Origin of the sequence: Legionella adelaidensis (assembly GCF_900637865.1) — a bacterium.
In the GTDB taxonomy this organism is placed as follows: Bacteria; Pseudomonadota; Gammaproteobacteria; order Legionellales; family Legionellaceae; genus Legionella_A; species Legionella_A adelaidensis.
Map to the genome: position 1 here is coordinate 335,361 of NZ_LR134418.1, position 13,349 is coordinate 348,709.

Genomic DNA, 13,349 nt, shown 5'->3' on the forward strand with positions numbered 1-13,349 from the left:
ATAAAAAGAAAACTAAGCTTCAAATGCCCTTAATTATTAAAGAAAAAAGGAATTTTTATGACACAACAACCCTCCGTTGGACAATTTTGTTGGAATGAACTGGCTACTCCCGATGTTAAAAAAGCAAAAGATTTTTACAGTAAAGTATTTGGCTGGCAGTTTAAAGATCACAAAATGGATCAAATGACGTATACAATTGTAGAATCAAACGACCAAGGATTTGCAGGGATTTGGGAAATTCCTTCCGAGCAACAAAGTCACATCCCTCCTCATTGGATGGCTTATATATTAGTAGATGACATTGATTCATTTCTAGACAAAGCTAAACAACATGGCGCAAAAGAAATCAAAGAAGTGACCCAAGCAGGAGAAATGGGCAAATTTGCCATAATAACTGATCCCACTGGAGCACATTTAGCACTTTGGGAATCTAATTCTAAATAAGCACTCAGTAAACCTGTATTAAATTGCGTAATACAGGTTTATTATACTATCCATCAATAATGACTTCTTCTACTCGTCAAGTAAGTACCCACTCCCCTTTATTTCAGTGCACATTTCCTATTCAGCAAATTTTGAGATAAATAGTAAAGCGCATTGGAATGGTGAATCGGACAGACTATAAACCTTTTGGCCTATAAGTTTCTTCTTCAGGATCACTGAGGTCATTAACTGATTTTTTAAGGGCATCAATTTTTTTTGCTGAATCGGTTTTAGCTGAAAAAAAACCGGCTTTACTACAAAAAATTTCTATGATGCCAGGGAGAAAAAGTAAAGTCAGAGTGTGGACTATTTCTAGCAAGACTCCTTTTATACCGCGGTGATCAGCCAAAACACTTTTTTCCGCTTTATAAATTTTATCCAAACATTTATCGCGGAAAATTTCCATGCTCTTCTTGCTTTGCGGAGATTTTATAAAATCTTCTTTATACTGCCTAAGATCGGTATAAAGTTTCTTAGCCGCCAAGCCCGCTTCCTTAAAACAGTGATATTTTTTCTCCCTACCCTCTTTTTTCATAGCAGTTGCTTTATCTTCAAACTGCAAAGCTTTTGTTTTTAAATCCGATAAATATACGTCAAAAACTAACATACGTTTATCATACTCCCGCGATAGGGGTATACGAACATCATCAATGTAAAGATTTTGGACGGTCGATGGGATTTTTCTAAAGGCCTCAAGTAATTCTTTGGGCTTAAAATGAGAAAGTGACTCCCCTTCCAAGGCAATAGAAGTTACACAAGGATTTAAAGCTTCAAAGATAGAGCCCATCCGTACTGCAGCAATAGTAGTATCTTGCTGCTTATTTATGTGCAGGGTAAGCGTTTTTAATTTCGCTGGGAGGTTCTTTACAATGTCGCTTGTTTCTTTTGTTGAATAAACGAAATCCCCTAAATCTAATTTTAAAGACTCTAATTTAGTAGGCAATTTTTTCATAGCCGCCATAAAATGCTCAGCGCGTAGATTATTAAGTTTATTACCGGTTAAATCGACAGAAGTCACTTCCTCATGTAGCTTTCCTAGCAAGTTGGCACAATCAGAAAAAGTGCCCAAATTATTATTACGGAGTGAAATATGACGTATGTGTTCGGGAATGCGCTCTAAAGGAAAACTTGAGATTGGCGTATATTTTTGAATACCGGTTAAATCTACTCCAATTATATTATTATCTTTAAGATCGTCGAATAATTGGGAAATTGTCCTTTGAGGATTTTGACTTACTCTCCTTGTAAATGGATAAGTTCTAGATTCCATTCCTCTATTTTTATTAGGCCCCGTCCAAACTACTGGTGTTTTTTCTGAACTTCTGGGTAAATTTAAATTATTCTCTTTTACGTCAATTTCTTTTAGGTTCCCCGCTTGGGAAAAAATTGTCAGGAGATATTTTGCAGGAAGTTTGTTTAAAACATTATTGCTTAAATCAAGGTACCTAATATGCTTGGGAATAGCTTCTATAAGACCTTTAAACTGTTGTGGACTTAAATGTCCTAAAAAATTTCCACTTAAATTAAGTTTGGTGACCTGGATAGGGATAAAAGACAATATTTTTTTTAATGTCTCTATGTCTACCCCTTCTAATTTTGACAGGTCAAATTCATGAGACATTTCTTCCCTACAACGCCGAAGTTCTTCCTGAACACGCACTTTAAATGGCTGAGTTGCCATTGCAGAAATTGACGGTGGTGTAGGGTTGGAAAATTTTTCAACCATATTATTGCCTTTTTGTTTGGCGTTTAATACAAATTATAGACAAGGGGTAGGCTTTTACCATGCAAAAAGGTGACCAGGTCCTGAATTAAGTCAGTACGGTTGAAAGAAAAGCGTAAAATGGGATCCATTCCTCTTCCTATCCTGCTATTTATTACTACTCTTACCAGAGTTAGGAAGAAGGAACGGAATATAACAAGCTATTAGGGCGTCCGATCAACTAGTTTTAAAACCGCGTCGGGATAACGCTCTCCCGCAAAGGTAAACGAATCAAGAAACTCGGTGAGCTTATCCCAATCTCCCTGGGGAAGAGCCAAATTAACTGCTTTTATATTATCTTCAAGATGCGAAAGTTTTGTCGTGCCGGGAATAGGAACGATATTTTCGCCTTGCCTTAATAACCACGCTAAAGCAATTTGGGTAGGGGAAGTATTATTTTTATTTGCTAATTCCTGCAAAAACTCTACCAACTTAAAATTATGTGGTAGGTTGTCCTCATCAAAGCGCGCGAGCATTTGACGGAAATCCCCTTTATCAAGTTTGCTTGTGCCCTGAATTTTGCCAGAGAAAAAACCACGGCCTAAGGGACTAAAGGGGACAAAGCCAATACCCAGCTCCTCTAATAAAGGCAATATATTTAGTTCGACATTACGATCCCACAGGGAATATTCTGATTGCAGAGCGCTAATTGGATGTACGGAATGTGCTCGACGAATAATCCCGGGGCCTACTTCAGAAAGGCCAATGTAGCGAACTTTTCCCGCTTTAACTAAATCAGCAAGTGCACCTATCGTATCTTCGATAGGTACTTCTTTATCCAGACGATGTTGGTAATACAAATCAATATAATCTGTTTGCAAACGTTTAAGTGAACCTTCAATGGATTGCTTAATGTGTTCAGGTTTGCTATTCACACCATTGGGAAAGCCTTCAGCATTCCATGTAAAACCAAATTTTGTTGCAATAACAACTGCATCGCGGGATTGGTTTTTTAGCCAATCACCCACTAACTCCTCGTTTGTGTATGGCCCATACACTTCAGCAGTATCAAAAAAATTGACGCCTAATTCAAACGCTCTGTCCAATACCCGTATTGATTCGCTTCGATCGGCCGGACCATACGCATAGGACATACCCATGCATCCCAAACCTAATGCGGAAACCTCTAAACCTTCCTGCCCTAACTTTCTTTTTTTCATCCTAAATCCTTATGATTAAACAGCTTATGAATTATCGAACATCTTAAGTCAACCTAACCTTCTCTTCAATATTGCTCTGTTTTCATATCATAGAAGTTTACTGCTGCTACTGTGTTCTGTTTTTCTTGACGCTCACTAATATTGCTGTAAAAATCCCATTTTTTTACAAGGTGTTCTTAAAATGAGAATATTCGTAATCGGTGTGGCCGGTGCATCAGGCTCTGGAAAAACAACTATTGCACATAAAATGTGTGAGCATTATGGAGCAGATTGCACTATTATTTCTTCCGATAATTATTATAAAGGTTTAGGTGATTTTCCGTTGACCCAAAGGCATGAATTTAATTTTGATCACCCCAACAGTATCGATTTTGGATTATTAGCCGATCATTTGCGACGGCTAAAATCAGGCGAATCAGTTGAAATTCCTCTGTATGATTTTGAGACTTCTTCGCGAAGATCAGAAACATTAACAATAGAGCCAACTCGAATTATCATTGTTGAAGGTATCTTAGTTCTCCACCCCGAAGAGCTTAAGCGATTATTTGATGCGACTATATTCGTCAACACATCACTTGATTTGTGTTTTATCCGACGTTTTCAGCGAGATACAAGTCAGCGCGGAAGATCCCCACAAGATGTTATTGATCAATATCTTCAAACCGTCAGGCCTATGTGTGAGCAATTTGTTATTCCATGCCTTCAAGGTGCTACTCTAATCCTTAACAATGATGTGAAAATGGATGCTACTCCTGCCATAGAATTGGTAGGTTCAATAATAGAAGGCCCACAACCCATAAGCCAACAACGATTTAGATTATTTAAACCAGTTCAAACAGCTTCTTCTGCTGTAGGATTATTACCTACCGTAAGTGGCCCGCAGTAGATTTATAAAGCAGAAACATATCTAATCAAAGGGATAGCAGAACACCCCCTTTGATTATGAAAGAGCTAAGGTGATTCGTGGCTCTTGACTAGATAATACTTCAGCACCCTGTTGCGGTATTGCCACAACTTCCTCCTGTGCTGCCTGTTTGGCATTTGTAATGGTGGTGTTAACTATTGTTTCGGCTATTGCAACCCTTATTATCTCTGTAATAGGTGTTAAATCGGCAGTGGTATTAAAGAAAGAGGGAGTCTTTTTAAGCCTCCCAACAGACAGATCTAATGTGGTAGCGCATTTCTGTTCAAAACTTTTAATCGCCAACATTTTTTCAGAAATCCCCACCTCCGGGGAATTTAACGCATCCATTAATTCATTTACAGCAATTGCCATAGAAATTCGATCTTTTTCCTCAGGGAGTGATGAGATTTTTAATATAAATTGCCCTAACTCCTGGCGTAATTGAGAATGTAACGGCATTTTACGGATGGTTAGACTCATTCGCTCCAAAGCATGTTTTTCCACAGCAAGCTCATGAAGGTATTCAACAAAAAGATTAATATTGAGCCTACCTTTAGCAGAGGTCATCAAAACTTTTTTATAGCCTTCCGTACGAGCCAAGGACTCCAATTCTTCTTGAGAAACGCGTGCGGGCAAATCACATTTTGTACCCACCAAAATGAAAGCTCTTTCACCCGCCATTCTTTTTGCGATGCTAATTTCTGCTAAAACTGCATCATCTAATTTATTAGATAGGTCAATACAATAAATAACTGCTTGGGCATCTTTCAGATACATAGGTATAAGGGATGCAAATCGATGTTGACCTCCAGTGTCCCATATTTCAATGGCGGTATTTTCAATGGTAAGTTTTCGATAATCACCACCAATCGTAGGGCTATATTCAGAAGGAAAGTCAGAATCTAGCGCTACTCGGACCAAAGAAGTTTTACCACCCGCTTCAGCGCCCATAATACAAACCTTATAGGTAACTATTTCTTTCAAAGACAATCCTCAATTTAATGTGCCAGTGCAAAGATATATAAAAGCATAAGAAATTTAAAGTACCTATAATGGGGAAAGCAAGTGAAGACCCTGTCCTAAGTGTCATAGACGCATGACCGTTTTTGAGGGGCAACAGATAAATTTATTTTATTTTTTCGATAGACTTCTGAAATACGAGCTCCGTCCCAAATATAGGTTAAGTGACATCCTTGAACCGGCGTTGTTAATGCTGGAGGTCTAAAAATAGCAACACATAAACCTTCATCATGACGAACACTGGGATATAAAATACCCCAATGTTTCTCTTCGCGAATTTTTTTCCCAAATTCTTGGCTTTGGGTATAAAAAACCGGGTTAGGCTCTAGTAGGTGTTTGTGGTTTAAGGTTATGTCTACTAAAGGTTGCTTTACCTCTGCTATGTACTCACGCATAGAAATAGAACAATTGGCCTCTTTAGAGGCGCTATAAAATCTCTCACGATGAAAAATAGTTTCTTTTATTGCAGTAACTAAGGTAGAACCTGCATAGTAAATCCCATAGGTTCCATCGCTAAATCTCGTTGGTGCCCCTATGTGAGTGAAAGCAGCCATCAGCGGTGTAGAGCCTGGACCTCCCACCCAGTCGTCTTTATCAACTAAATTGATCCTTCCTAACTCTGCTTGTATGCGCTCATTAGTCAAGCCTTCTAAAAAAGCAATTTGCTCAAGCTCTTGCGCAGAACTTGCCCAGTCAAAAAGGGATATTGGGGGAAATTTCGAGGGTATTAATCGATGCACCTTTTGATTAAAATTAGCGAAGGAGTGCATTAATATCCTCTCCAAAAATCCAAAAACCTTCTCACATCCGCAAGCCTTACGACTCCCCCTTCCAACATATATTCTTTAGGCGTCAAGCCATTAAAGGGAGCCAGCGTATTTTCACGGTTTATCCAGGTCCGTGCTTGTTCTGCGTCATCAAATAAAATACGCAAAGATTTATAAATCCCTAACAAATAAGAAACCCGCTCTTTTTGATCTCTGTTTAGTTTCGCACTATGAGTAGTATAAGTAGACCGAGGCATGTCCCCCATCAAAATCCGCGCCTCACTTTCTTTTAAGTCAAAACGTTTCACCAAATTAATCAAAGAATTCCAAACCACTTCATCAGGTATATTACTTACTTGGCTTTTATTAACTTGCATAATTACCTCCTACCCTTCTTTATCAAGAGTAGTCCATACATAGACAAATGTCCACTAATGGACAAATGAGATAACTCGATACACTCTGTTAATGTGACCTCGCGTGATGTTCAAATATCTCTGAGCACCCTCCTCATTTGCTCAATTTAAATCCATTTGTTTCTTTTTATCTTCAATTAATTCATATATAATTCATTTTTTAAATTATTCCAAGTGAATAGAATTCAGGTGCAAGTATGCAAGACAAATTTGAGATGTTTGATGAATTACCAGAAGACGTTAAAATTGAAACCACTCAAAGTTTATCAAACCGTGATTTAGTAAACTTAGCCAAGACATCAAAATATCATTTAGCTTTGTTTAAACCTGTGATGGATGCTCGTAAAATATTGCATAAATTATTGCATCATGTGACACGCGGGGAACATGATGAGGTTAAAGCGATGTTAAAGCAGGATATAAGTTTAATTTTTAAACGGGGAATCATCGTTAAGGATTGTTCTGGGCGAGAATTTGAGAACATAAGTGGCTTTGAATATGCATTGTGGGCTCTGGATAAACACATGTGGGCAGCAATGATTGGGTGCATCCCAAGTAATGAAGAAGGCAGAAAGGTATTTTCACAATTGATTGCTCAATACAACAAAGTGAACACTGAGGGAGTCACTTATAAGCTTAATGGAAAAACAATCACTGAACAGCATTTTGATTTCGAAAATACCATCATTAAAGAGTTGCAAACACAAGTGGACTCAATAAACGCACCTGGGGTTAAAAATTGGGAGGCCATTGATAAGCAGTGGCGAGAAGGTGCTGGTGGTGCACAAAAAAAGCTACCTATGCATATTGTTTTTGCATACTGCTCCAATGAACCATTTTCTCCTGTGCCGAAGTTTACCGCCCAGCCGAAATCATCGAAACAACAATTCTATAATTGGACTACTAAGAAAGATGAAAATTGGTTTAGCATTGATTCTAAGTTGTCGGCTGATTTGGCAATATTTAAAGGGGGGCGGTTTCGAGCTGAGGCCAGCGAGGCAACGGGCAGGGTTCAATGGTTCCCTGGGGTGTTGGCGGGCGCGCTACCGCTCGATTTGGTTGCCATGAAGGCATTATGTGAAGTAAGAACAAACGATTTTATCGCTCTCAAATCGCAACTTGAAGACCAGATGACGCTAGATAATCCTTACCAAGTGTCTTAGATTTGACTGAATTGACATCATGTCGAAGAAGAAGCTCGGCGGTGGAGCCGCCACATGCTCATTCCAGCATGAGTCCAAAAACCATAATGCAAGTCCTGGTATAACCAGTGTGCTGTTGTTCTCACCACCACAGACATCATCGATGAAAGTAACTGATGATTAAGATTTGATTTAAATATAACTCATTGATGTCCTTATTGAGACATAGGCAACAAAATATTCCGGAGACATAGGTTACACTCATTGCCATTTTCAGGAGAAGGAGATGCCTTAGAAGGAATGGAATAAAGTAATGGAAAGATAAAGTTTGTAGCACGATTACTAGAGGGCGAACAAACGTTTTCCCTGTGCCAAGAGTCGTATTAACACTTAAAGTGCTAGGGATAAATGCAAGAGCCAAAACACAAAAAAGGCACCGCATGCCAAGCATCACCTGTATTGGAATATAGTCCAAGATAAATTAAGAGATAGCAGATGCAAGTTGCAGGGTGGCATTTCTACCGGGGGCAAGGACAATGCTGGTAAAGAAGCAATTAAATCTAGTAAGCAGTTATGAACTCAGTTACGAAACATTAGAGATTGGTCAACCCTTCTTCCTCAAGCGCTTTTTGAACTGATTTACACTGTTTCATGTCACTAAAATAACGTGACAAATTTGGCCATTCATTCATATCTACTTTAAGTTTTGCCAACCAAATCAAAATAACAAACAAATAGCCATCACCTAAGGTAAATCGGTTACCCATTAAAAATTTATTATCCTGTAAATGGGTATCCACAACTAATAACTTCTTCTTTAAAATTGGAGTAAAAACGGTGTTCTTAGTTTCATCTGAAAATTTTGACCAGAATAGAGGTGCGCAATATCGGTGTAAGTCCGTGCTAACAAAATTGAGCCATTCTAGGGTGCGGTACCTACTGATCTCACCTACAGGCGGTAGTAACTCGACGGCATAATTTATGTCTGCTAAATACTGCAAGATAACGGCATTTTCTGTTAGTACTTCACTATTATTTAATACTAATGCTGGCACAGAGCCCTTAGGATTAACCTTTAAATAATCCGTACCTGTTTCTGTTTGCTTGGTCTTTAAATTAACAGCTTCATATTCACAAGAAATACTCAACTCATGAAGAATAATTCTAACGGCTAAAGAACAAACGCTATTTGCATAATATAGTTTCATAAAAAGCACAATGTAATTTTATTAGTCAATTATGAAGTAATCACCCTAATAGAACGCTCTCAACGCAATGGTAAATTATCCAACATCATTTTTATCATAATTGGCATAAACTTTTATCGCTTTCATATGATCATCTAATAGCATCACTTCTGAAGCCAATAACCCACGGTTAATTTTATAGTATAAAACGATGCTTTGAGGGGAAGTAAACACATCGAGCAATTGAAAATGCAAGGTAGAGAATTTTTTGAGTTGCTTTGTAAAATAGTCTCTAAGGTTATCAATTCCAGAAACCACACCCTTCGGATCACCTAAAACCTTTTGTACTACAGGCGAACAAAATTCAATCGAGTCCGCATAATGTTTCATAATAAGATCCACATCATGCTTATTCCAGGCATCAAGCCACTCATGAGCAAACTCCCAAGCCCTATCTCTATCAATCATTCTATTGTCTCCATAAAAAATAATTCAAATTTTTTGGCAAAATACTCTGAGAGCATCATGGGTTTGATAAGCATGTTGTTTTTCAATAATATCAAATTCTAATATCTTAAATTGTGCTTCTTGAAGAATATTTTTTAATTCTTCCTCTTCGTAAAAAGCACAAAATTTTTTAATATCACCGTCATAACGAAAATCTTGCTCTAAAATCTCGTTCGCACCCTTTTTTAGAGTGAGATAAAAATATCCCTTTTCTTTCAACAAAAAATGAATTCTTTTAATAACATCAGGAAATATTTTTTTAGAAATATGTCCAAGAGAACAGGCCGCCCAAGCTCCATCGAAGGAAGCGGCAGGTAAATTCATAGTTTCAATATCCATCAATTGAAACTCAGCTAGTGGTGCATTGCGTTTTGCGATATCAATAAGATTTGAGCTGAAGTCAATTCCTAAAACAATTGCATCCATGTTAGTAAATAGTTTTGCATCCCTACCTGAGCCACAACCAATATCAATAATTTTTGCTTTAGGCGGAAGAAGCTTGATAAATTTTTCAATTGAGCCAGTGGGAACAAGATCATCAACATTCCGAGCAAACTCTTGTGCTGTTGCTTGATAACTCTCTTTTGTGATTTTTTTATAGTCGGCGGTTTGCATCTCAACTCCAGTTCAAACTAAAGGGCTTTGGAGATGATAGTATACAAAGATGAGAGGGGCCAAAAGAAAAACATGGAAACTTATAGCTGCCCCCTTAAATGGGAAAGAGCCGAATTTACTTGTAATTCTTTGATTTCATTGGTCGGGACGGAAGGATTTGAACCTTCGACCACTAGCACCCCATGCTAGTGAATATCGATTTCAACAAATATCAAACAAATACAAAAATCCACTAACATCCTTGTAAATACTGAGATTAACAGATATTCTCTCTTTCAATAAATATCATATAATATCATTCCAGCACAAGAAAACTGGTACCAAAACTGGTACCAATATTTAATAAGAAATGGGCGAAATAGAAAAAATAAAAAAAAGGCTACCCATGATAATTAGCGATCAACAAATACTGCAGCTCATTAAGAAAGGCGAAGGTATTGATCTTGAATTCAAAGAATGTAAATCAGGACTCTCACGCAGTGTATACGAGACAATTTGTGCCTTCCTGAATCGACATGGAGGCACTTTATTGTTGGGCGTTAATGACAAGGGAGATATCACCGGCATCCAACCGGAAATCATTACCCAAATTCGTAAAGATTTTGCTAACACTATTAATAATTCACAAAAAATTAACCCACCCTGTTATTTATCGATGGATGAGCACTGGATTGAAGATAAATTATTATTCCATATATATGTACCTGAAAGCTCCCAAGTTCATCGATGCAATGCTCGAATTTATGATCGCAATGAAGATGGGGATTTTGATATCACCGATCATACATATATGGTGGGAAATCTTTATCATCGTAAATCCTCCCTTTTTTCGGAAAATAAAATTTTCCCCTATGCTGGTTTAGAAGATTTACGTCCTGATTTAATCGAAAAAACCAGACTGCTCGCACGCGTGTTACGTAAAGATCACCCCTGGTTGGTTATGGATGACTTACAATTACTAAAAAGCGCACAGCTATATCAAGTGGATAATGAAACAGGTAAAAGTGGTGTAACGTTAGCAGGCATTCTATTGTTAGGAAAAGATAATACAATCCTTTCTGCAGTCCCTTATCATCGTACTGATTTAATTCTTAGAAAAATAAATCTAGAACGCTATGACGATCGAGATTTTGTAACAACAAACCTAATTGAAAGTTATGAGCGAATCATGGCTTTCGTTGAGAAACATTTGCCTGACCCTTTTTATTTAGAGCGAGATATACGCATTAGCTTACGCGAAATCATTTTTCGTGAGATTGCTTCTAATATTTTGATTCATCGCGAATTCCTAAATGCAGTACCTGCAAGATTAATTATAGAACGTGGTCAAGTTCGAACTGAAAATAGTAATAAACCGCATGCATTTGGGGTGCTGGATCCTAATCGTTTTACACCCTTTCCTAAAAACCCAGTCATTGCACGCTTCTTCCAACAAATCGGACGCGCGGATGAGTTGGGCTCTGGAATGTTTAAATTGATGAAGTATGGCAAAGCTTATGGCGGCGCATATCCTGAGTTAATTGAAGGAGATGTATTTAGAACAATTATTAAAGTACCAGATTTTACTGTCTATCCCGAAGAATTACCTTTGGAGCCTGTAAGGCATGAGTCAAGGCATGAGTCAAGGCATGAGTCAAGGCATGAGTCAAGGCATGAGTCAAGGCATGAGTCAAGGCATGAGTCAGGCTTGGTAAATAAAATATTATTTCTATTAAAAGGCAAGCCATTAAGTAAAAGTCAAATTGCTCAACATCTTGGACATAAAGGTATCTCAAGTGGGTTATTTAAACAACTTAAATACCTGCTGGCTAACCAACTAATTGAAATGACGATACCTGAGAAGCCCCAAAGCCGTTTGCAGAAATATAAATTAACTGAAAAAGGCACTCAAATCATTTCGACTCTAAAGTGGCCTGAATAATGAAATTTTCAGACAATTACATTAAAAATATTCAGCCTGAGTCAAAGTGGGTAGAAAAAATTGAAGCCTCGGGTTTGGGCTTACGTATTATGCCTAGTGGGAGTAAATCTTGGTTTTATCGTTATACCTATAATGGTAAACGCTATAAAATGAGTTTAGGAAAATATCCTGAAATTAGCCTTAAAGAAGCACGAGAATTATTGTTTAAATCACAAAAACTCAAAGAAAATGGAGTTAACCCTCTTGAACAAAATTATCAAGATAAATTAAAGCAAAAAGAAACGGTTTCTACTTTTATTACCGCTTGGTATAAAAATTATATTGAGAAACACCGTAAGCGACCTCAGCAAATTAAGCAGCAAATTGAAGCCGACATAATCCCTCTATTAGGTAGTAAGGAGTTGGAAAAGTTACAAATCCGAGATATTACCCAAGTGCTGGATTTTATAGTAAGCAGAGGAGCTCCTGTACACGCTAATAAAGTCCTTAGTACCTTAAAACAAGCATTGAATTATGCAGTAAGCCGCGGGAGTCTCACAAATAACCCTGCTGCAAATATTCGATCTCGTGACATAGGCGGGTTAGAAAAACCCAGAGAACGTTTTCTAACTACTGAAGAAATTAAAACCCTTTGGCACTTCTTAGATAGCAATGAAAATAAAATCTCATACTCAATCCGCTGTTCAATCAAAATTATCCTTTTAACAGGAATTCGAACAGCTGAAATTCTTTTGGCTCAATGGGAGGAAATAAATTTTGCGGAATCATTATGGACAATACCTTCACACCATAACAAAAATGGTTTAACCATGAAAATTCATCTAAGTCCTCAATGTATACGAGTATTTGAACTACTAATGAAAACAAGAACATCTAACTTCATTATTTCAAACATTCGGAATGGTGGACCTTTGTCAGAGAAAGCAATTGCTAAGGCAGTCAGCAGAATACAAACTCGACTAGGAATACCACATTGGACCCCTCATGATCTACGCAGAACATTTGCCACCCAACTAGGGGAGAAGCTAAATATAGACCCAGTTGTTATTGAGAAGTGTTTAGGCCATAAAATGCCGCGTATTATGGCTACCTATAATAAAAACGAAATGCTGCCCCAACGGAAAGAAGCATTAAATAGCTGGTCAGATTACTTAGAAAATCTCATCGAGTATTCCAATTTGACAGCTTCCCCTAATATTATTATTTCGCACAATACTAATGATTTGTGTATCGTTTAATATATAAAAGCAGGGGGCTTATTTTCTAGCCTATTTTTGAACACTTCTGGAGTTTATATATAGTTTAACTAACATAACTGCCACGCCTAGAGAGCTCGATCTTTTTTGCGCAACCTTGGCGGTTTTTTATTGTGTGATTACGATAACAATAAAACATACTCTAAATTCCCTCTTTCATTTGCTAATTGAGACCAAGCATTGGCAACATTAACCTGTTGTTAGTTATT

The 13,349-nt window shown here is 37.6% G+C and carries 13 protein-coding genes; 5 read left to right on the plus strand and 8 right to left on the minus strand.

The window, feature by feature from the left end:
• The first annotated feature begins 57 nt into the window (after window positions 1-57).
• The gene (locus EL206_RS02695; RefSeq protein ID WP_058462009.1) at window positions 58-444 is read left to right on the plus strand and encodes a VOC family protein; all 387 of its coding nucleotides are present in this window, start codon (window positions 58-60) and stop codon (window positions 442-444) included.
• A gap of 175 nt (window positions 445-619) precedes the next feature.
• On the opposite strand, the gene EL206_RS02700 is transcribed toward EL206_RS02695, so the two are convergent.
• Both EL206_RS02700 and EL206_RS02705 read right to left on the minus strand, forming a co-directional pair.
• Window positions 620-2,209 carry a leucine-rich repeat domain-containing protein gene (locus EL206_RS02700; RefSeq protein WP_058462010.1) on the minus strand — a complete coding sequence of 530 codons (1,590 nt, stop codon included), beginning with the start codon at window positions 2,207-2,209 and terminating at the stop codon, window positions 620-622.
• A 200-nt stretch (window positions 2,210-2,409) separates the two neighbouring features.
• Window positions 2,410-3,405: an aldo/keto reductase gene (locus EL206_RS02705; protein ID WP_058462011.1), complete on the minus strand. Its 996-nt coding sequence runs from the start codon at window positions 3,403-3,405 to the stop codon at window positions 2,410-2,412.
• Between the two features lie 181 nt (window positions 3,406-3,586).
• Here EL206_RS02705 and udk point away from each other — a divergent pair, with 181 nt between their 5' ends.
• The gene (gene udk / locus EL206_RS02710) at window positions 3,587-4,291 is read left to right on the plus strand and encodes a uridine kinase (protein ID WP_058462012.1); all 705 of its coding nucleotides are present in this window, start codon (window positions 3,587-3,589) and stop codon (window positions 4,289-4,291) included.
• Window positions 4,292-4,345: 54 nt separating this feature from the next.
• Here udk and EL206_RS02715 read toward each other — a convergent pair whose 3' ends face one another.
• The 3 genes from EL206_RS02715 to EL206_RS02725 all read right to left on the minus strand — a co-directional run bounded on the left by EL206_RS02715 (window position 4,346) and on the right by EL206_RS02725 (window position 6,473).
• The gene (locus tag EL206_RS02715) at window positions 4,346-5,293 is read right to left on the minus strand and encodes a Rab family GTPase (RefSeq protein WP_131739635.1); all 948 of its coding nucleotides are present in this window, start codon (window positions 5,291-5,293) and stop codon (window positions 4,346-4,348) included.
• Window positions 5,294-5,388: 95 nt separating this feature from the next.
• Complete coding sequence (locus EL206_RS02720) at window positions 5,389-6,099, minus strand: RES family NAD+ phosphorylase (protein ID WP_058462014.1); 711 nt, start codon at window positions 6,097-6,099, stop codon at window positions 5,389-5,391.
• On the minus strand, window positions 6,099-6,473 hold the full coding sequence (locus tag EL206_RS02725; protein WP_058462015.1) for an MbcA/ParS/Xre antitoxin family protein: 375 nt from the start codon (window positions 6,471-6,473) through the stop codon (window positions 6,099-6,101). Before EL206_RS02725 ends, EL206_RS02720 begins: the two co-directional genes overlap by 1 nt.
• 236 nt (window positions 6,474-6,709) lie before the next feature.
• Here EL206_RS02725 and EL206_RS02730 point away from each other — a divergent pair, with 236 nt between their 5' ends.
• On the plus strand, window positions 6,710-7,675 hold the full coding sequence (locus EL206_RS02730) for a hypothetical protein (protein ID WP_058462016.1): 966 nt from the start codon (window positions 6,710-6,712) through the stop codon (window positions 7,673-7,675).
• A gap of 572 nt (window positions 7,676-8,247) precedes the next feature.
• Here EL206_RS02730 and gstA read toward each other — a convergent pair.
• The 3 genes from gstA to EL206_RS02745 all read right to left on the minus strand — a co-directional run bounded on the left by gstA (window position 8,248) and on the right by EL206_RS02745 (window position 9,963).
• Window positions 8,248-8,862 (minus strand): glutathione transferase GstA, encoded by a 615-nt coding sequence (gene gstA, locus EL206_RS02735; protein WP_058462017.1) that lies wholly within the window; start codon window positions 8,860-8,862, stop codon window positions 8,248-8,250.
• A gap of 75 nt (window positions 8,863-8,937) precedes the next feature.
• The gene (locus EL206_RS02740; protein WP_058462018.1) at window positions 8,938-9,309 is read right to left on the minus strand and encodes a nuclear transport factor 2 family protein; all 372 of its coding nucleotides are present in this window, start codon (window positions 9,307-9,309) and stop codon (window positions 8,938-8,940) included.
• A 24-nt stretch (window positions 9,310-9,333) separates the two neighbouring features.
• On the minus strand, window positions 9,334-9,963 hold the full coding sequence (locus tag EL206_RS02745) for a class I SAM-dependent methyltransferase (protein ID WP_058462019.1): 630 nt from the start codon (window positions 9,961-9,963) through the stop codon (window positions 9,334-9,336).
• Window positions 9,964-10,348: 385 nt separating this feature from the next.
• Here EL206_RS02745 and EL206_RS02750 point away from each other — a divergent pair, with 385 nt between their 5' ends.
• Both EL206_RS02750 and EL206_RS02755 read left to right on the plus strand, forming a co-directional pair.
• Complete coding sequence (locus EL206_RS02750; RefSeq protein WP_141117147.1) at window positions 10,349-11,884, plus strand: RNA-binding domain-containing protein; 1,536 nt, start codon at window positions 10,349-10,351, stop codon at window positions 11,882-11,884.
• Window positions 11,884-13,122 (plus strand): tyrosine-type recombinase/integrase, encoded by a 1,239-nt coding sequence (locus EL206_RS02755; protein ID WP_058462020.1) that lies wholly within the window; start codon window positions 11,884-11,886, stop codon window positions 13,120-13,122. Before EL206_RS02750 ends, EL206_RS02755 begins: the two co-directional genes overlap by 1 nt.
• Window positions 13,123-13,349 lie beyond the last annotated feature (227 nt).

Bases quoted from the DNA above. Each gene is read 5' to 3' on its own strand.
- EL206_RS02730 (WP_058462016.1), top strand. From the start codon at position 6,710: ATGCAAGACAAATTTGAGATGTTTGATGAATTACCAGAAGACGTTAAA.
- EL206_RS02755 (WP_058462020.1), top strand. From the start codon at position 11,884: ATGAAATTTTCAGACAATTACATTAAAAATATTCAGCCTGAGTCAAAG.
- EL206_RS02745 (WP_058462019.1), bottom strand. From the start codon at position 9,963: ATGCAAACCGCCGACTATAAAAAAATCACAAAAGAGAGTTATCAAGCA.
- EL206_RS02740 (WP_058462018.1), bottom strand. From the start codon at position 9,309: ATGATTGATAGAGATAGGGCTTGGGAGTTTGCTCATGAGTGGCTTGAT.
- EL206_RS02695 (WP_058462009.1), top strand. From the start codon at position 58: ATGACACAACAACCCTCCGTTGGACAATTTTGTTGGAATGAACTGGCT.
- EL206_RS02705 (WP_058462011.1), bottom strand. From the start codon at position 3,405: ATGAAAAAAAGAAAGTTAGGGCAGGAAGGTTTAGAGGTTTCCGCATTA.
- udk (WP_058462012.1), top strand. From the start codon at position 3,587: ATGAGAATATTCGTAATCGGTGTGGCCGGTGCATCAGGCTCTGGAAAA.
- gstA (WP_058462017.1), bottom strand. From the start codon at position 8,862: ATGAAACTATATTATGCAAATAGCGTTTGTTCTTTAGCCGTTAGAATT.
- EL206_RS02725 (WP_058462015.1), bottom strand. From the start codon at position 6,473: ATGCAAGTTAATAAAAGCCAAGTAAGTAATATACCTGATGAAGTGGTT.
- EL206_RS02700 (WP_058462010.1), bottom strand. From the start codon at position 2,209: ATGGTTGAAAAATTTTCCAACCCTACACCACCGTCAATTTCTGCAATG.
- EL206_RS02720 (WP_058462014.1), bottom strand. From the start codon at position 6,099: ATGCACTCCTTCGCTAATTTTAATCAAAAGGTGCATCGATTAATACCC.
- EL206_RS02750 (WP_141117147.1), top strand. From the start codon at position 10,349: ATGATAATTAGCGATCAACAAATACTGCAGCTCATTAAGAAAGGCGAA.